The sequence below is a fragment of the Shewanella oncorhynchi genome (genome assembly GCF_030848765.1).
Taxonomy (GTDB): domain Bacteria; phylum Pseudomonadota; class Gammaproteobacteria; order Enterobacterales; family Shewanellaceae; genus Shewanella; species Shewanella oncorhynchi.
On sequence record NZ_CP132914.1, the window covers coordinates 2,035,794 to 2,053,475 of the forward strand.

Annotated in this window: 13 protein-coding genes and 1 tRNA gene; 9 read left to right on the forward strand and 5 right to left on the reverse strand. The window is 46.0% G+C overall.

The genetic code is table 11. From position 1 onward, the window contains the following. Nucleotides 1-133: 133 nt before the first annotated feature. Nucleotides 134-220: transfer RNA gene (locus tag RA178_RS09190), tRNA-Leu, on the forward strand. A gap of 466 nt (nt 221-686) precedes the next feature. Here the strand turns inward: RA178_RS09190 and RA178_RS09195 are convergent. After that, nucleotides 687-2,270 carry a glucan biosynthesis protein G gene (locus tag RA178_RS09195; protein WP_306685404.1) on the reverse strand — a complete coding sequence of 528 codons (1,584 nt, stop codon included), beginning with the start codon at nt 2,268-2,270 and terminating at the stop codon, nt 687-689. A 452-nt stretch (nt 2,271-2,722) separates the two neighbouring features. Then, entirely contained in the window at nt 2,723-3,436 is a 714-nt protein-coding gene (gene pepE, locus RA178_RS09200) for a dipeptidase PepE (protein ID WP_263265454.1), read from the reverse strand. A gap of 435 nt (nt 3,437-3,871) precedes the next feature. On the opposite strand from pepE, the gene htpX reads away from it, so the two are divergent. Then, entirely contained in the window at nt 3,872-4,735 is an 864-nt protein-coding gene (gene htpX, locus RA178_RS09205; protein ID WP_006082065.1) for a protease HtpX, read from the forward strand. Between the two features lie 109 nt (nt 4,736-4,844). Here htpX and RA178_RS09210 read toward each other — a convergent pair whose 3' ends face one another. After that, on the reverse strand, nt 4,845-5,780 hold the full coding sequence (locus tag RA178_RS09210; protein ID WP_263265453.1) for a LysR family transcriptional regulator ArgP: 936 nt from the start codon (nt 5,778-5,780) through the stop codon (nt 4,845-4,847). Between the two features lie 125 nt (nt 5,781-5,905). Between RA178_RS09210 and RA178_RS09215 the strand changes: the two genes are divergently transcribed. Further along, nucleotides 5,906-6,523 (forward strand): LysE/ArgO family amino acid transporter, encoded by a 618-nt coding sequence (locus RA178_RS09215; RefSeq protein ID WP_113940882.1) that lies wholly within the window; start codon nt 5,906-5,908, stop codon nt 6,521-6,523. Between the two features lie 245 nt (nt 6,524-6,768). Here RA178_RS09215 and bcp read toward each other — a convergent pair whose 3' ends face one another. Both bcp and RA178_RS09225 read right to left on the reverse strand, forming a co-directional pair. Beyond that, nucleotides 6,769-7,236 (reverse strand): thioredoxin-dependent thiol peroxidase, encoded by a 468-nt coding sequence (bcp, locus tag RA178_RS09220; RefSeq protein ID WP_113940881.1) that lies wholly within the window; start codon nt 7,234-7,236, stop codon nt 6,769-6,771. 3 nt (nt 7,237-7,239) lie between these two features. Beyond that, nucleotides 7,240-7,791, reverse strand: coding sequence for a glycine cleavage system transcriptional repressor (locus RA178_RS09225; protein ID WP_028759648.1), 552 nt, complete (start codon nt 7,789-7,791; stop codon nt 7,240-7,242). Between the two features lie 172 nt (nt 7,792-7,963). Here RA178_RS09225 and dapA point away from each other — a divergent pair, with 172 nt between their 5' ends. The 6 genes from dapA to RA178_RS09255 all read left to right on the forward strand — a co-directional run bounded on the left by dapA (nt 7,964) and on the right by RA178_RS09255 (nt 17,634). Next, the gene (dapA, locus tag RA178_RS09230; RefSeq protein WP_306685188.1) at nt 7,964-8,848 is read left to right on the forward strand and encodes a 4-hydroxy-tetrahydrodipicolinate synthase; all 885 of its coding nucleotides are present in this window, start codon (nt 7,964-7,966) and stop codon (nt 8,846-8,848) included. A 3-nt stretch (nt 8,849-8,851) separates the two neighbouring features. After that, entirely contained in the window at nt 8,852-9,949 is a 1,098-nt protein-coding gene (gene bamC / locus RA178_RS09235) for an NlpB/DapX family lipoprotein (RefSeq protein WP_219235331.1), read from the forward strand. A gap of 367 nt (nt 9,950-10,316) precedes the next feature. Further along, nucleotides 10,317-11,399, forward strand: a complete 1,083-nt coding sequence (locus RA178_RS09240; RefSeq protein WP_173244299.1) for an efflux RND transporter periplasmic adaptor subunit — start codon at nt 10,317-10,319, stop codon at nt 11,397-11,399. Beyond that, nucleotides 11,396-14,491: an efflux RND transporter permease subunit gene (locus tag RA178_RS09245; RefSeq protein WP_131523289.1), complete on the forward strand. Its 3,096-nt coding sequence runs from the start codon at nt 11,396-11,398 to the stop codon at nt 14,489-14,491. The genes RA178_RS09240 and RA178_RS09245 overlap by 4 nt, the downstream gene beginning before the upstream one ends. A 181-nt stretch (nt 14,492-14,672) precedes the next feature. Continuing rightward, the gene (gene htpG / locus RA178_RS09250) at nt 14,673-16,586 is read left to right on the forward strand and encodes a molecular chaperone HtpG (protein ID WP_306685189.1); all 1,914 of its coding nucleotides are present in this window, start codon (nt 14,673-14,675) and stop codon (nt 16,584-16,586) included. A gap of 184 nt (nt 16,587-16,770) precedes the next feature. After that, nucleotides 16,771-17,634, forward strand: coding sequence for a co-chaperone YbbN (locus tag RA178_RS09255; protein ID WP_306685190.1), 864 nt, complete (start codon nt 16,771-16,773; stop codon nt 17,632-17,634). Nucleotides 17,635-17,682 lie beyond the last annotated feature (48 nt).

Consider the following 17,682-nt stretch of genomic DNA (forward strand, 5'->3'; position numbering starts at 1 on the left):
TTTGATAGTGATGGTAAAAATAAAGTCCGAATCTTCAATAGGCTTTATTAAATAGATTTATTAGTGTTAAGCGTTAATGATGTAGAGTTAATAATATTTTTGACATGATTCCCGTCATGAATATTCAGCGTTTGCCCGAGTGGTGGAATCGGTAGACACAAGGGATTTAAAATCCCTCGCTGGTAACAGCGTGCCAGTTCAAGTCTGGCCTCGGGTACCAAAAAAGAAAAAGCCTCGATATTTATATCGAGGCTTTTTTGCATTTAGATTTCTACTTTTAGTCGGCATTCTTCGTGAGGGGTTTAAGGTCAAACTTGACTGACACACTTAACGTACTGCTTACTTTAGTTAGTAGAGGCCCTTGCGGCGACGCACATCAGGAGAGGCTAATAACCCTAAACTCACATAATAGTGCTACGTTTTAAGCTGATAGTGTCATTTTGAAGTAAGCCAGTAGTTATGCTGGCAGAGAAGTCGAGCGATAAGGTATGGGATTATGTTTGCTGAAAAGCAGGTCATGAGTTTTTAGCCTTGGCTTGTTCTATTTATGCTAGAGATAAAACCTATAAATAGTAAGCCTATAAATAAAACCCTAGGTATAAAAAAGCGCCAGTAAAAACTGGCGCTTTTATTCATTTACTCGGTCAGTTTATGCTTGTTAGACAGTGATACTGGTGAATATCAGCTTATTGCCAATCATCGCTATTCCAGCGGTACAGCCAAGTCGCTGCAAGTGGTTTATCGTCTTTCTTAAGCTGTATTCTCAGTTCGGCTACATTGGTACTTTCTGGTTCGAAGCTGATAAATACTCGAGCGCCATTGATGTCCGGGTGGGTGACAATCCGAGACGACAGGATTTTACCTTTGCTGATGCTGGCATCGATGATAATTTTATCAATATCTTGCGGCTTGATGTTACTGAAATCGATAAGTAATTCTTTGCCTTTTGCTAAGACTTGCCCCTTAGTACTGCGGACAACACGTGCTTTTGACGCCGTAGAAGGGCTGTCGTTTGAGGCTGTTATGCGATAGGAATATTTATAGGGCAGATCCTTTTTCAGTCCGCCTTGCGGCTCCCAATAGGCAACTATGTTGTCGTTGGTTTCAGCATTAGAGGGAATTTCAAGCAACACTAGTTGGCCTTTTCCCCAATCATTGAGGGGTTCAATCCATGCAGAAGGTCGAAGTTGATAGTTTGCACTCAGATCTTGATAGTCTTCAAATTTACGATGGCGCTGGATAAGACCAAACCCTTTTATATCTTCATCGCCAAAAGCACTGATCTGCAGTTTGTTAGGATTATTTAATGGGCGCCATAGGCGTTCGCCATTACCGCGATCGATTTGTAGGCCATCGGAGTTATGTACTTGTGGGCGGTAATCGGGTTTATCTGAGTTATCGAGTCCGCCAAAGAGGAACATAGAGGTCAGCGGTGCAAGACCCACATGCTGGATATCTTTGCGTGGGAATAAGGTTACATCCACTTCGACACGTGATGGTGAACCGGGATAAATACCAAAACGATAGGCGCCAGTGACACTTTGGCTATCTAGCAGAGCATGAACCACGATTGCCGTCTGATATTTAGATGGGCGCTCAACCCAGAAACGCTTAAACAGGGGATATTCTTCACCTTTTGGCTGGGCGACATCAATCGCTAAACCACGATTAGATAAGCCATAGGTTTGCCCTTTAGAGAGCACGCGAAAATAGCTCGCACCTTGAAACATGATGAATTCATCTTTTATTTCATCATCATTGATAGGGTAATGTAAACGCACACCCGCATATTGGCCCACTTGGGTGATGAGTTTTTCAATGGTGTCGTTAGGGACATCGAATGAAGCTTCTGTTAGCTCAATTGGAATAGCTTTGCTGTTTTCGACCACGTCGATATCGACAAGGTTTTTATAGAGAAAGCCTGGAGCAAAAAGTTGTACCGAAAATTTGGTCGGTGTTCCGCCCCAAATCGCGGCATTTTCTTGGTAATTGATTTTGCCATAGGTCGCGAAATCGAGATCAACCAGTTCTTTAGGTGCTTTTTTCGCTTCTTTAAATGGTTTTTGCGACAGTTGTTGAGCGAGTTCAATAACTGTGTCTTGGGAGAATTTTTTGGATTTCTTCTCTGGTGCTGGCGTTGGTGTTGTCTCTGCCGCTGCGGCATTGACGTTGTTTATGCCGACGACATAGACGATGGCGGTCAAGATGACAAAAGGTAGTTTTTTGAGTAATGCCGGATAACCGGTAGGGTAATTCATCATAAGATTCATTCGCAAAATGGAAACTCCTTACTAAAATGACGCTGATTCATAGGCACAATATATGCTTCAGTCTATCTAATCCCTAAATATTAATAACTTGTCTGCTATAAAATCCTCAGTCGTGGGATTCGAGTAGCTGAGGTAAGGGATAATTTTACCTGCGTAGCTAGAGATTTGTAACATAAATTATGCTTGGCGCTATTTTAGGTGCCGTTCTCAATACTTTGCGGTGTGATTTTACGATAAGTAATCGCAATTGGTACTGCAGTAAAAACTGTCTTGGCTGAGTTAACACTGTTCTCATTGAATTCAGTGGCGTTTTTACACAAAATTGGTGCAGTTGAATCGAGAGTGTTAATTAAAAACTTACAATATCAAATGGTTAATCTTAATTATTGCTAATGAGTGATTCAGGCTCACGGTGTTAACTGTGAGCCCATTTAGGTATGCTAACGTGGATATTAGGACTTGAGTAAGTGCGATAGGTCACTGCCCACAGGGATTGGGATCTCTTGCTGCTCACCACAGAATAAATACGCAGGTTTGTCACCTAAGAGTGATAGTGTGTCTCCTTGTCGCCACAAAGCTGAGCCTTCAACTATGCCGATCACTGGGGTTAATGGGTCGACTTTAGTGAATTCTAATAACCGTTGGGCACGGGTTTCACCATTGTGGCCCGGTGCTTGGTAATTGGAATAGTGTGGATTGAGCTGGAACGGCACTAAGTTTAATGCGTTGAACGAAGGCGGTTCGATGATCGGCATATCATTAGTGGTGCGAATACTCAGTCCCGATACGTTTGAACCCGCGCTCCAGCCGATATAAGGTTTACCAAGGGCGACTTGCTCACGAATAAGCGCGACCAGATCATAACGATATAGTTGGTGTAACAGGTGAAAGGTGTTACCCCCACCGATTAAAATTCCATCGGCATCTTTTATTGCTTGTTTAGGGTCTGGATGCTGATGAATACCACTGATATCGAGTTCAAGCTCAGCTAGCCCAGTCACGACAGACGCTAAATAAGTGTCATAACTCATGCTAACCCCTGCATAGGGGATAAAAATCCATTTTTGTGCGTTGACGGTGAGCGGTTTAATAAAAGGGATCGCGTGGGCAAGATAAGGCGTATCACCGACACGAGAGCTGCTCAGTAGTAGGGCGTTGATTGTCATTTTGTATCCTGAAATCTCGGAGTGTATTGGTATGTTAACAAAGATTAATTCCGATAAACATAGAGAGTTAAAGCAGAATTGCGCCATAGCACGGCTAGCGGCGGTGTTTTTCAAGATAGTGATCCCCACCAAGATGGAGCGTTCGGGGCATTCTACTTCTGTGTGGCATCAATGCAAAAGTCAGTGATTGATACGCCTTGAATTAAAGCTCTCAGAACGCGATGAAACTCGTATCTTGAGGTTGCTTGGGCATAAGTTTAAGTTTCGATTAATATACTGTCCCTAGACTCTCGGCCATGAAAGGCAGTGTCTATATACGAGAAAGATAACCTATTTTAAAAACTCTTTTCTTTTACCACTTGAATTTCGATGATTTGGACATATTATGTCTTTGAACAAAGTTAAATGGCCTATTCTTGCCCTAAAGGAGCTGAAATGAAGCGTATATTTCTATTGATTGCGACTAACCTAGCTGTGTTGCTAGTAGCCTCAATTGTAATGTCTATTCTAGGCGTGAACACGTCTACTATGGGTGGACTGCTGGTGTTCGCTGCCATTTTTGGATTCGGTGGGGCCTTTATCAGCTTAGCCATTTCAAAATGGATGGCGAAAAAGACCATGGGTTGTGAAGTCATCACTACCCCACGTGACAGTACCGAACGTTGGTTAGTGGAGACGGTTGCCCGTCAAGCTAAGCAAGCGGGGATTAAAATGCCAGAAGTGGCGATTTATCAATCGCCTGACATGAATGCGTTCGCTACTGGTCCAAGTAAAGACAATTCATTAGTGGCTGTCAGTACGGGTCTGTTATATGGCATGAGCCAAGATGAAATTGAAGGCGTATTAGCCCACGAAGTGAGCCACGTTGCTAACGGTGACATGGTGACCTTGACACTTATTCAAGGTGTGGTGAACACGTTCGTGATCTTCGCGGCCCGTGTGGTTGCTGGTATTATCAACAACTTCGTGTCGAGTAATGATGAAGAAGGCGAAGGTTTAGGTATGTTTGCTTACATGGCCGTTGTTTTCGTACTGGATATGCTATTCGGTATCTTGGCTTCAATTATCGTCGCTTACTTCTCACGTATTCGTGAGTACAAAGCCGATGAAGGTGCGGCACGTTTAGCGGGTAAAGGTAAGATGATTGCTGCGCTTGAGCGTTTACGCCAAGGCCCTGAAAGTACGGCAATGCCTGCACAAATGTCAGCCTTCGGTATTAACGGCAAACGTTCAATGGCGGAAATGATGATGAGTCATCCTCCATTAGAGAAACGTATTGCTGCGTTAAGAGCGAGCTAATAAAGAGTGAGTTAACTCTTAAATGTTAAATCTGAGTCTTTAAGACTCACTTGATATTAGATTGAAGGCTTTTAACATCGGGCTCAAACTTTGGTTTGAGCCCGATTTTTTATGCCTGCAGCAAATTATGCTGCGCGGTTGCCGCAAGGGCACGGTAAACCAGTGTCGTTTGTTTTGCTTTGATATTCCAATGCTGCCAAAACAGCGGCACGCGCATGCGCCGTTCTGGGGTGATCTCAATCAGTATCCCTTTATCGATTAATGGCTTCGCTTGCAGATGACCGACGAGTCCATAACCTAAGCTTAAGTTAATCGCTTCTAAAAAACTTTCTGAAGAGGGGATAGTATGTTGCCACCATTGCCCTGGCGTCATATTGAAATATTGGGCGAGAAACTTCTCGTGCAGCTTATCTTTGGTGGAGAACACCACTGCTGGCGCCTTCGCTAACTGGGCTTGGCTAATGCCGTTAAACAGCTGAGTGTTGCTAAGTGACTGAGTGTCGCTCGGCTCACCAAAATGGCGCGCGGCAAATTCGGGCGTGGCCACACACAAATATTCCATGGTGCCTAAAAACTCACTGCTGCAACCAGCCATCGGCACTTCGGTTGTGGTGACACATCCGACCGCTTCACCATTTTTCAATAGATGATGGGTGTAAGACTCGTCATCGACGATCAATTCTAATAACCAAGCATGGCGACTGAACATGCCTGCCAGCGCAGGTAAAAACCAAGTGGCTAAACTGTCGGCATTCACAGCGATGCGCACTGTGGTTGGATGGTTGGGATCGTCGGCGTCCATCTCAGCTCTTAATTCACTTTCGAGTAATTGTACCTGTGAATAGTGGCGCAACAGGCGCTTACCTGTGGGCGTTGCGACCACAGGATTGGAGCGAATAAGCAGTGACTGACCAACTTTTTCTTCAAGTTGTCGAATGCGCTGTGATACCGCCGACTGGGTGATGTGCAGCACTTTGGCGGCGCGGTCGAAGCCGCCTTCCGAGACCACAACGGCGAGCGCTTTGAGATTCGCGTATTCCAGCATAGTCATCCTCAAATGAGTGTGTTTGGACGGTTATTAATTTTACTTATGATACATAAAAAACATTAGTTATATTAATTTTGTTGTTTTGACTATGCTAGCGCCTTCTTTGAACATGAGAGGTGGTTATGCAAGCGGCATTTATACAAGGTATGGGAATTGGTGGCAGTTTGATTATTGCTGTGGGCGCGCAAAATGCCTTTGTGCTCAAGCAAGGCATTAAGCGCTCGTACACATTACCGATAGCCTTGCTCTGCTCTATCATTGATGCGCTGATGATCACTGCGGGTGTCGCGGGGCTAGGACATATTATTGAGTCGTTTCCCACTATTAAGCATGTGGCGAGTTTCGGTGGCGCCGCGTTTCTACTTTGGTATGGTGCGAATGCGCTAAAGGCGTCGTTTGTGGCTAAGGGCATTGAGATGGATCAGGCCGATAATGCGGACACATTTAAGAAAGCCGTACTGACGACGCTTGGGATCAGTTTACTTAATCCGCATTTGTATCTTGATACTGTGGTGTTGCTCGGCAGCATTAGCACTCAATTTGATGATTTCGATCGGCCTTGGTTTGGCGCGGGTGCCGTACTGGCATCATTTATTTGGTTTTTTGGTTTAAGTTTTGGTGCGCGTTTGTTAGCGCCCATTTTTACTCGCCCAGCGGCATGGCGTTACCTTGACCGTTTTATTTGGTTAACCATGTGGAGCATTGCCGCTGCGATTATTTGGCCCTATGTGGCAGGATAAACCGACGTTGTGATGCCATAGAATACGGGCATAGCTGAATGCTTTTGCGGATTTTTTGCTCGGTTTGACTGCATCTTGTGATATGAAAGTGAAAATTTTTCATGAAAAAGGTCCTGATTTCAGGACCTTTTCGTTATCGATTGCCGATTATTTATTCAGGCTGCCAAGTTCAACTCATGACGTTTACACTTTTGTGCCGATTAAAGCAGCGGCTTGAAGTCTTGTATTCGTCGTCATATCTGTCATTAACCCGCGATTTGCGCGAGTACGACTTCATGGTGATCTTTGGTTTTAAACTTATCGAATACGTGGGCGATGGTGCCGTCGGTATTGATAAGGAAGCTTAATCTATGAATGCCATCATAGGTTTTTCCCATGAATTTTTTCTCACCCCAGACCCCAAAAGCGTCGGCGACACTGTGGTCTTCATCGCTCAGCAAAGTGAAGTTGAGTGCTTGTTTTTCTGCAAATTTAGCCAGTTTAGCCACAGGATCTGGGCTAATGCCAAATACAGTGACATTATGACTATCGAGCTCGGCTTTGCTGTCACGTAGACCGCAGGCTTGAACTGTGCAACCCGGCGTTGATGCTTTCGGGTAAAAATACACTAAAACAGGGCCTTGCTTAAGGCTGTCTGCCAGCGATACTGAGTTACCATGTTGATCTTGCAGTGTAAAGTGAGGCGCTTTTGCCCCAGCCGTTAAGGTATTCATCTATTATCCTCTGTCCTCTAAGATGGCAGTGCCTTCCATACGACGAATAGTACAATCTAAGGTCATATCTTGGGCGAGCTGATAGATACTCTGTTCGAGCTTTTCTAGTTCAACTTTTTCAGGAATATTAATGGTTAGCGACACATTTTGCGTTTGTTCACCACCGGGGAGTTCCTCAGAAAATGAACGTACTGCGGCAAGATCTAATGACCTGTCAGCAAGGAACTGGGTAATGCGTTTAATGGTGCCGCGTTGGTCTTTACCCGTGAAGCGTACTTCGAGGCGAGAAAGGTAGTTTTGTGGTGTGTGTTTAGAGGTGCGTTTCATCACCGTCAGCAGTTCTAACTCAACGCTGAGACTGGGGAACATACTTTCAATTTTCGTTATTGATGCCCACGAGCCAGACAACATCATGATCAGGGTAAATTCGTTACCAAATAATGCCATACGGCTGTCGACGATATCGCAGTCACAGTCACTGGCAAGTCGAGCTAGTTTACTTACAAGTCCAGGACGGTCGAGACCCATCGCTGTTACGACCAGGAAATTGGTCATGAATTTTCCTCACTTTTTCGATATCATAGAGCGAAAACTCAGGGTTAAAGCTGAGTTTTTGTGCGGGATGTAATCCTACCATAACTAATTCAATTTGAGAGCCCCGTTAATGCTTGTCATTAGTGGTTGGCATCAGTACCATAGCGAATCCTGAAATCTTGGGGAAAGTCAGATGATAAACGGAAGCATCGTAGCCTTAATCACGCCAATGAACAGTGATGGCTCAGTAGATTTTGCAAGTCTTGAAAGGTTAGTCGAATTCCATATTGACCAAGGCACAGATGCCATTGTGGCCGTTGGTACTACTGGCGAGTCAGCGACTCTGCCTATGCCTGAGCATGTAGCGGTCGTTTCACAAACCGTTAAATTTGCTGCGGGACGTGTTCCTGTCATTGGTGGCAATGGCGCCAATGCCACATCTGAAGCCGTTGAGCTCACCAAGTCCTTATCTAAGGTGGGTGTTGCCGCTATGCTTGGTGTAACGCCATATTATAATAAGCCAACGCCTAAGGGATTGATTGCGCATTATAAAGCCGTGGCCGCTAGCACAGATATTCCACAAATTCTTTATAATGTTCCAGGCCGAACTGCCGTTGATATGCTGCCAGAAACTGTTGCCGAGCTTGTTAGCGTGAGCAACATTATTGGTGTAAAAGAGGCGACCGGAGACTTATCCCGTGTAAAACGTCTGCGCGAACTGTGCGGCGACGATTTCCTCTTGTATAGCGGTGATGATGCCACAGCCAGAGAGTTTTTACTCTTAGGTGGAAATGGCGTAATTTCTGTGGCTAACAACATAGTACCAAAGGCTTTTAAAGCTATGTGTGATGTGGCGCTCGCTGGCAATGCCGAGTTGGCTCAGAGCATAGATACCCCGCTGCGCGGTTTGTATAGCACACTGTTTTGTGAAGCCAACCCTATCCCAGTAAAATGGGCTGCCCATCGTATGGGTTTGATTAAATGTGGCCATATTCGTTTACCTTTGACTGAACTTTCTGAGCAATGTCATGGTCTGTTGATAGAAGCAATGACTCGTGCCCAGATAGAGGTTAAATAATTAATGTTAAAGAAAGTCACTCCACTGATCTTAGTTGCTGCGGTTGCAGCCTGTAGTTCGCCACTTGATCGCCGCCAAGCGAACGGTAACGACGACTATGTTCAGGCCGAGCAAGCGCCTTTGCTTAAGATCCCCGCGGGATTAAAAACGCCACCCTACAATAAAGAATTCGATGTACCAGCACTGGGTTCTAAAGTGAATGCTTCGCTGTATGGCAAAAACTTAGATATCCGTCCGCCACTGCAAGTACTGCCAATGGCGGAAGGTACTCATGTGGAAGAGGGCAGTGACAACATTAAAATCGTGGTTGAATCCATCGACAATGCTGTGGATTTGAAACAAGAAATCTTCACAAATTTAGATGGTTTCTTTGCTCAAAAAGGTATTGCTGTTCGTAGCCGTGATTTTGACAAAGGCAACATAGAAACCGATTGGATTGAAAGCCGTGAAGTGATTGAATCGAGCATGTGGGGCTCGGATAAAGTTTATCTGTTGCGCCAACGCTATCGTTTTGACGTGGAAACGCGTCCACATGGTCGTACTGCAAATATCGTTATTCACTTAGTTGAACACGAAGAGTTCTACGACGATAAAGCGCAACAAGTTTTATTAAGCGGTGAAGATAAGCAAAGATACACTATTGATATGCTGAACAGCGCCATTGCGTATATCAGCGTTAAGCGCGACCAAGCGATCCAATCGAATCGTTTGAAGCAAACCTTAGGTATTAATGTTGATCTCGTGACGCCTGAAGAAGGTAAAGCTTACTGGTCTGCTAAAGCCTCTTACAAGCAAGTGTGGGATCGTCTACGCATAGTGCTACCAGAAATGGGCTTTGAAATTGCCGATATGGATAGTGCTAAAGGATTGTACTTTATCAAGTTTGACGATAACTCTGGTTTCTGGAGTTCATTGTGGGGCGAAGATAAGTTAGCACTGAAAGAAGGTAGCTACCGTTTACTGCTTGAAGATGGTGATACTCCAGAAGAAACGAAAATCTTCCTTCGCGATAACGAAGATCAGCCATTAAGCGATGAAGTGGTTAGCAATGTGTACCAGTCACTGTCAAACCTGATGAAAGAAGAACGTCAAATACGTTAATTTCAGCAGTTGGCTAGAAAAGGGCGAATTATCGCCCTTTTTTATTGGCTGCGATTTGAGTTTTAAGCAGGGGGTTGTCGATTATCTAGACGATCTGTGTTTCAGGATTTAATTATCTATATACCAATTTTTTTCAAATGGTTTTAGTGATAAATGTTGATTTAGTGGCAATAAGTAAAATTAATCACTTAACAACCTTGTTATCGTACTGCATTCTGGCAACTCAACCATTGATATCGCCAAAGACACTTAATCATACATATTTTGCGCTATCAGCGTAATTTGTAAGAAAAAGTAAAACGTATTGATGCGATGATGTGAGTGAGTAAACTAGCCGTCATTAATGCGAGTCATCCTTGGAAGCCCGATGAAAAAAATTATTCTAATAATCGCCATATTGGCCGCGGCATGGTTTGGATACCAAGCCATGCAACCGCAAGAGATTGCTGCAGCCCAGATTAAACTCATACCTAATGTGGTGATTGCCACTGCCGCTATGGCGCCCATTCGCGATGAAGTTGAAGCTATTGGTAGCAATAAAGCCACAGAATCTGTAACGATAACGCCTAAAGTTACCGACATGGTGATAGCGCTTAAATTTGACGACGGCGATATCGTTAAAAAGGGCGAGTTATTAGTCCAACTGCAAAATGCTGAGCAGATCGCTAAGGTTAAAGCCGCGCAAGTCAAAGTCAGTGATAATCAACGTGAATTAGCTCGGATCAGTTCGTTGGTGACTAGCCGCACTGTGGCCGAGTTAGAACGCGACAGATTACAAACCCTTATTGATACCACCCGTGCCGAGCTCGAACAGGCACAATCATCACTCAATGATCGCAGTATTCTGGCGCCTTTTAATGGCCGTTTAGGTTTACGTCAAATCAGTGTGGGCAGCTTAGTGTCGCCCGGCACTGTGATTACGACATTGGATGATATTTCTACCATTAAGCTCGATTTTTCAGTGCCAGAGCGCTTTATTCAAGATTTAGAGCCAGGTAAAAAGGTTGAAGCCAAAGCGGTCGCTTTCCCTGATGTGACTTTCAAAGGTGTGGTGACATCGATTGATAGCCGCGTGAATCCAACCACGCGCACAGTGATCGTTCGCGCCGAAATCCCCAATCCTGAGCTGCGTTTATTACCGGGCATGTTGATGAAGGTTAAACTCATCAAGCGTAGCCGCGAGGCCTTGATGTTGCCTGAATCTGCCATTATCCCGATCCAAAACAGCCATTATGTTTACAGCGTCAATGCTGACAAGGTGATTGAACGTAAACAAGTCACTATTGGTATTCGCACTCGTGGCTGGGTGGAGATCTTAGACGGTTTAGCCTTGGGCGAAAACGTGGTGATCCGCGGCTTACTGAAAGTTCATCCTGGGGATAAAGTGCAAACTGAGTTCGCGGAAAAGTTTAGTTATCTTGCCGATACGAACGCGGAGCCAAGTGTATGATCCTTACTGATCTCTCGGTCAAACGTCCCGTATTTGCCTCAGTGATCAGCTTGCTGCTGGTCGCTTTCGGGCTTGTCTCCTTTGATAAATTGCCCCTGCGCGAATACCCAAACATAGATCCGCCAGTGGTATCTATCGACACGAATTACCGCGGTGCCAGTGCTGCCGTGGTGGAAAGCCGCATTACCCAATTGATTGAAGACAGGATCAGTGGCGTCGAAGGCATTCGTCACGTGAGTTCATCGAGCAGTGATGGCCGCTCATCGGTTACCTTAGAGTTTGATATTAGTCGTAATATTGAAGATGCAGCTAACGATGTGCGCGACAGGATCTCAGGTTTACTCGACAATTTACCCGATGAAGCTGATCCCCCAGAAGTACAAAAGGCCAATGGCAGTGATGAAGTGATCATGTGGCTCAATCTCGTGTCGGATCAAATGACGACCCTAGAATTGACCGATTACACCAACCGTTATTTGTCGGACCGCTTTTCGGTGGTCGATGGTGTGGCGCGGATGCGTATTGGTGGCGGTAAGGTTTACGCCATGCGCGTTTGGCTTGACAGACAAGCCTTGGCCTCTCGCAGTTTAACGGTTGCCGATGTTGAGGCCGCGCTCAGAGCTGAGAACGTCGAGTTACCTGCAGGTTCGATAGAGTCGAAGGAGCGGCACTTTACAGTGCGACTGGAGCGGGGTTATCGCACTGCCGAAGATTTCGCAAACTTAGTGATCACCCAAGGGGAAGACGGTTATTTAGTCAAACTGAGCGATGTCGCGCGGGTGGAAATTGGCTCTGATGAAGAGCGGATTATGTTCCGTGGCAACAAAGAGGCAATGATAGGTTTAGGCGTGTCTAAACAGTCAACCGCCAATACGTTAGAAGTGGCGCGCGCAGTGAACGCGCTGGTTGACAAAATCAACCCGACCTTGCCAGCGGGCATGTCGATTAAACGCAGCTACGATAGCTCAGTTTTTATCGAAGCCTCGATTAAAGAAGTGTATCAAACCCTGTTCACTGCGATGATTTTAGTGATTATCGTGATTTATCTGTTCCTTGGCAGCGTGCGCGCTATGTTGATCCCCGCGATCACTGTGCCAGTGTCTCTGCTCGGCACCTTTATTGTGCTGTATGCACTAGGTTATACCATTAACCTCTTGACCTTATTGGCAATGATCCTCGCCATCGGTATGGTGGTGGACGATGCGATTGTGATGCTGGAAAACATCCATAGACGTATCGAAGAAGGAGATTCCCCACTCAAAGCTGCTTTCCTCGGTGCGCGTGAAGTGGCTTTTGCTGTTATCGCGACCACACTCGTATTGGTCGCGGTCTTTATGCCAATCACTTTCCTTGAAGGTGACTTAGGTAAACTCTTTAAAGAGTTTGCCGTGACCATGAGTGCGGCCGTGCTGTTCTCTAGCCTAGTGGCGCTCACACTCACGCCCATGATGTGCTCTAAGTTGCTTAAGCCGAGCTCGCAGGATTCTTGGTTGGTGCGTAAGGTCGACGGCATAATGACAAAAGTGTCCAACCGATACCAATTGTCCTTAAAATCCGCCATGGCCCACCCGATATTGGTGTCGATTCTGGTGTTAGTCGCATTAGGGTCTAGTGTCTATTTAGTCCAAAAAGTACCGCAAGAATTTGCCCCACAGGAAGACCGTGGTTCGTTATTCTTGATGGTCAATGGGCCACAGGGCGCGAGTTACGAATACATAGAATCCTATATGAATGAAGTGGAAAACCGCTTGATGCCATTGGTCGAAACGGGTGATATCAAACGTCTGCTCATTCGTGCCCCCCGTGGCTTTGGCCGCGCGGCGGATTTCTCTAACGGTATGGCAATCATAGTACTGGAAGACTGGGGTAAACGTCGCCCAGTAAAAGAAGTTATCGTCGACATTAATAAACGTCTTGCTAATCTCGCCGGGGTGCAAGCGTTCCCTGTAATGCGCCAAGCCTTTGGTCGCGGCGTAGGTAAACCTGTGCAATTTGTGATTGGTGGACCTAGCTACGAAGAGCTTGCCCGCTGGCGCGATATCATGATGCAAAAGGCGGCACAGAATCCCAAATTATTAGGATTAGATCACGATTATAAAGAGACTAAGCCTCAACTTCGAGTCGTCATCGACAGAGACAGAGCCGCGAGCCTTGGAGTGTCGATTTCAAACATTGGCCGTACGTTGGAATCCATGCTGGGCTCACGCTTAGTGACGACGTTTATGCGTGACGGTGAAGAATACGATGTGATCGTTGAAGGCGAGCGCGATAATCAAAATACTGCGGCGGATCTGCAAAATATCTATGTTCGTTCCGAGCGCAGTCAGGAGCTTATTCCGCTGTCTAACTTAGTGACTGTGGAGGAGTTTGCCGACGCTAGTTCGCTGAACCGTTACAACCGTATGCGCGCGATCACCATAGAAGCCAGTTTAGAAGATGGCTATAGTCTGGGTGAAGCCCTTGATTATATGAATCAATTGGCGCGTACCTATTTGCCAGCGGAAGCGGTGATTAGCTACAAGGGCCAATCCCTCGATTATCAAGAGTCGGGTAGCTCTATGTACTTCGTATTCATCCTCGCACTGGGGATTGTATTCCTCGTGCTCGCGGCGCAGTTTGAGAGTTATATCCACCCTGTGGTGATCATGCTTACTGTGCCGCTGGCTACCGTCGGCGCCTTAATTGGTTTGTGGCTCACGGGGCAGAGTCTCAATATTTACAGTCAGATAGGCATTATTATGCTGGTCGGGTTAGCCGCGAAAAATGGCATCTTGATTGTCGAGTTTGCTAACCAATTGCGGGATAAAGGCGTTGATTTTGATAAGGCCATTATTCAAGCTTCTGCGCAGCGGTTACGACCTATCTTAATGACAGGGATCACCACTGCCGCTGGCGCCGTGCCATTGGTATTGGCGGTAGGCGCGGGTGCTGAAACTCGTTTTGTGATTGGTGTAGTGGTGTTGTCTGGGATTTTACTGGCAACCTTATTCACTATCTTCGTGATCCCCGCCGCTTATGGACTCTTTGCCCGCAACAGCGGATCGCCCGAAGCTATAGCCCAACAGTTAGAAAAAGAATTAGCCCAAGACTAACGCCTCGTGCAGGTTGATGTTGGAAGCATACATATAGGCGCTTGGTATTCATCAAGCGCCTTATTTTTCGCCATTCGAACCTCGTTTTAGCCCTTGCCCTTGAAAAGCAAATTTGGAGCCCCATTTAGTAAACACTAAGCGTTACTTTTACCAAATTGCGTAACAAATAAAGGAAAATTTCATGTCACAACAAGAAACTCATGGTTTTCAAACAGAAGTCAAACAGCTGTTGCATTTGATGATCCATTCTTTGTATTCCAACAAAGAAATTTTCTTGCGTGAACTGGTCTCCAACGCTGCGGATGCGGCGGACAAGCTGCGTTATCTGGCGTTGACCAATGACGCACTCTATGAAGGCGACGGTGAACTGCGAGTCCGTATCAGTGCCGATAAAGAAAAAGGCACTGTGACCATCGAAGACAACGGCGTGGGTATGACCCGCGACGGTGTGATTGAGCATTTAGGCACAATCGCAAAATCAGGCACCGCTGATTTCTTTAAGAATCTATCGGGCGAATCCTCAAAGGATTCCCAGCTAATCGGCCAATTTGGTGTCGGTTTCTATTCGGCTTTTATTGTGGCGAAAAAAGTCACCGTTCGCACCCGTGCTGCCGGTCATAAGGCCGATGAAGCCGTATTGTGGGAATCAGAAGGCGAGGGTAACTTCACCGTTGAAACCATCACTAAGGCGAGCCGTGGTACTGAAATTACGCTGCACCTGCGTGACGAAGAAAAAGAATTTGCCGATGATTGGCGCCTGCGTTCGATCATCACTAAATACTCAGATCATATCTCTGTGCCAGTCGAAATGTGGCAAGAAGGCTCGCCAGAGCGTGATGGTCCTGATGGCGAAAAAATTCCTGCGACCGAAGGTCAATGGAAAGTCATGAACAAAGCCACGGCTTTGTGGATGCGCAATAAAGCTGATATCAGTGACGAAGAGTATCAAGAGTTTTACAAACACATTTCCCACGATTACACCGACGCACTACTGTGGAGTCATAATCGGGTAGAAGGTAAGCAAGAATACACTAACCTATTGTATATTCCTGCAAAAGCGCCTTGGGATATGTGGAATCGCGACCGTAAACACGGCCTAAAACTGTTTGTGCAACGTGTGTTCATCATGGATGACGCTGAGCAATTTATGCCATCTTATCTGCGCTTCGTGCAGGGCTTAATTGACTCAAACGATCTGCCGCTGAACGTATCCCGCGAAATTCTGCAGGATAACCACGTGACCAAAGCGATGCGTACGGGTATCACCAAACGTGTGCTTGGCATGTTGGAAAAACTGGCGAAAGACGATGCGGAAAAATATCAACAGTTCTGGGCTGAATTTGGTCAAGTGCTGAAAGAAGGGCCTGCGGAAGATTTCGCCAACCGTGAGCGTATTGCTGGCTTATTACGTTTTGCCTCTACCCACACGGGCAGTGCTGCGCCGACTGTGTCACTTGATGACTATATCAGCCGCATGAAAGAAGGCCAAACTAAGATTTATTACATTGTTGCCGACAGCCATGAAGCCGCCGCTAACAGCCCACATTTAGAGTTGTTACGTAAGAAAGGCATTGAAGTCTTACTGATGTCAGAGCGTATCGACGAGTGGCTAATCAACCACTTAACTGAGTACAAAGAGAAACAACTGCACTCAGTGACCCGTGGTGATTTAGAACTTGGCGAGCTGGAAGATGCATCTGAAAAAGAAGCGCAAGAAAAGCTTGAGCAAGAATCGGTAGCTTTAGTTGAACGCATTAAAGCGGCATTAGGCTCAACCGTTGCGGATGTGAAAGTCACGTCACGCTTAACCGACACCCCAGCCTGTGTGGTGGCGGGTGAAGGCGAAATGTCGACTCAGATGATCAAGCTGATGCAAGCTGCGGGTCAACCTGTGCCAGAAGTGAAGCCGACATTTGAGATCAACCCAGCGCACCCATTAGTATCGCGCTTAAATGATCTTCAAGATGAAGCCGCCTTCGCGGATTGGTCAAATCTGCTGCTGCAACAGGCGCAATTATCTGAAAAAGGTAGCCTTGCGGACCCATCGGCCTTTATCAAGCTGATGAACCAAATGTTACTGGCTAACATGAAGTAAATGACTATCGGGGCCCTTCTTTGAACGGCCCCGATATTGTTTCTAGTGCAGGAAGAGTGGTTTGCGCCTAGCCTGTCATTCAATCCGTTAGCGGTAAGACTCGATTTTAAGACTTGGTTCTAACGCTTAGTTTTAAAAGAATAAGGCCTCCCATGATAGAGGCCTTAAATGTTAAGGGAATACTATGGATAATATCCTCAGTCTGACTAAAGACAATATTCAGCAAGTGGTTGACACCTCGATGCAACAGATCGTGGTGTTAGCATTTTGGGCTCAGCCGCAGGAACAAAGTGTGGCTATGCTGCACACCTTAGAGAAAATTGCCGCGCAAAATGCGGGTCGATTCGTGCTCGCAAAAGTTGACTGTGAAGCCGAATTAGAAATTGCCAATTACTTTCGCATTCAAAGTCTACCGACCACGTTAGTATTGGATAAAGGTCAGCCTGTAGATGGTTTTGCTGGCCTGCAAGATGCGGCGCAAGTCACGGCTATGCTGGATAAATATTTACCGCCTATGTGGCAGTTACAGTTAGCACAGGCCAAAGCATTACTCGCCTTGAGTCAAGTAAGTGCAGAGGATCTTGCTACTGCCGCCGTGTTGCTTAAAGACGCGCATGCGGGGTCAAATCAAGCGGGTGAGGTGAGTCTAGTGCTTGCCGATGTGTATCTTATGCAGGGCGAATTAGTGTTAGCACAAGCCATGCTTGAGAAGGTAGGGCTTGCTGACCAAGATGGTTACTACCAGAGTTTAAAAGCTAAGCTCGCACTTGCCTTAGATGCGGCGGATACCCCTGAAATTCGCGATTTGCAGCAAAAGTTTGAGCAAAATCCAACAGATTTAGTGTTATTACTCGAGCTGAGTAAGGCATTGCATGCTGCCCACCGCGATGATGAAGCATTAGAACTATTATTCGGTGTGCTCAGTAAAGATTTAGGTGCTGAAAATGGCACAGTAAAACAAGTATTTATGGAAGTGTTAACGGCACTTGGCCAAGGTAATCCCATAGCCAATCAATACCGCCGTAAGCTCTATACTTTGCTCTATTAATGAAAAAAATCGCTTAGTAACCGCAGTTTATTTGCGGTTTCTGAGGCT

Bases quoted from the DNA above. Each gene is read 5' to 3' on its own strand.
- RA178_RS09195 (WP_306685404.1), bottom strand. From the start codon at position 2,270: ATGAATCTTATGATGAATTACCCTACCGGTTATCCGGCATTACTCAAA.
- pepE (WP_263265454.1), bottom strand. From the start codon at position 3,436: ATGACAATCAACGCCCTACTACTGAGCAGCTCTCGTGTCGGTGATACG.
- htpX (WP_006082065.1), top strand. From the start codon at position 3,872: ATGAAGCGTATATTTCTATTGATTGCGACTAACCTAGCTGTGTTGCTA.
- RA178_RS09210 (WP_263265453.1), bottom strand. From the start codon at position 5,780: ATGCTGGAATACGCGAATCTCAAAGCGCTCGCCGTTGTGGTCTCGGAA.
- RA178_RS09215 (WP_113940882.1), top strand. From the start codon at position 5,906: ATGCAAGCGGCATTTATACAAGGTATGGGAATTGGTGGCAGTTTGATT.
- bcp (WP_113940881.1), bottom strand. From the start codon at position 7,236: ATGAATACCTTAACGGCTGGGGCAAAAGCGCCTCACTTTACACTGCAA.
- RA178_RS09225 (WP_028759648.1), bottom strand. From the start codon at position 7,791: ATGACCAATTTCCTGGTCGTAACAGCGATGGGTCTCGACCGTCCTGGA.
- dapA (WP_306685188.1), top strand. From the start codon at position 7,964: ATGATAAACGGAAGCATCGTAGCCTTAATCACGCCAATGAACAGTGAT.
- bamC (WP_219235331.1), top strand. From the start codon at position 8,852: ATGTTAAAGAAAGTCACTCCACTGATCTTAGTTGCTGCGGTTGCAGCC.
- RA178_RS09240 (WP_173244299.1), top strand. From the start codon at position 10,317: ATGAAAAAAATTATTCTAATAATCGCCATATTGGCCGCGGCATGGTTT.
- RA178_RS09245 (WP_131523289.1), top strand. From the start codon at position 11,396: ATGATCCTTACTGATCTCTCGGTCAAACGTCCCGTATTTGCCTCAGTG.
- htpG (WP_306685189.1), top strand. From the start codon at position 14,673: ATGTCACAACAAGAAACTCATGGTTTTCAAACAGAAGTCAAACAGCTG.
- RA178_RS09255 (WP_306685190.1), top strand. From the start codon at position 16,771: ATGGATAATATCCTCAGTCTGACTAAAGACAATATTCAGCAAGTGGTT.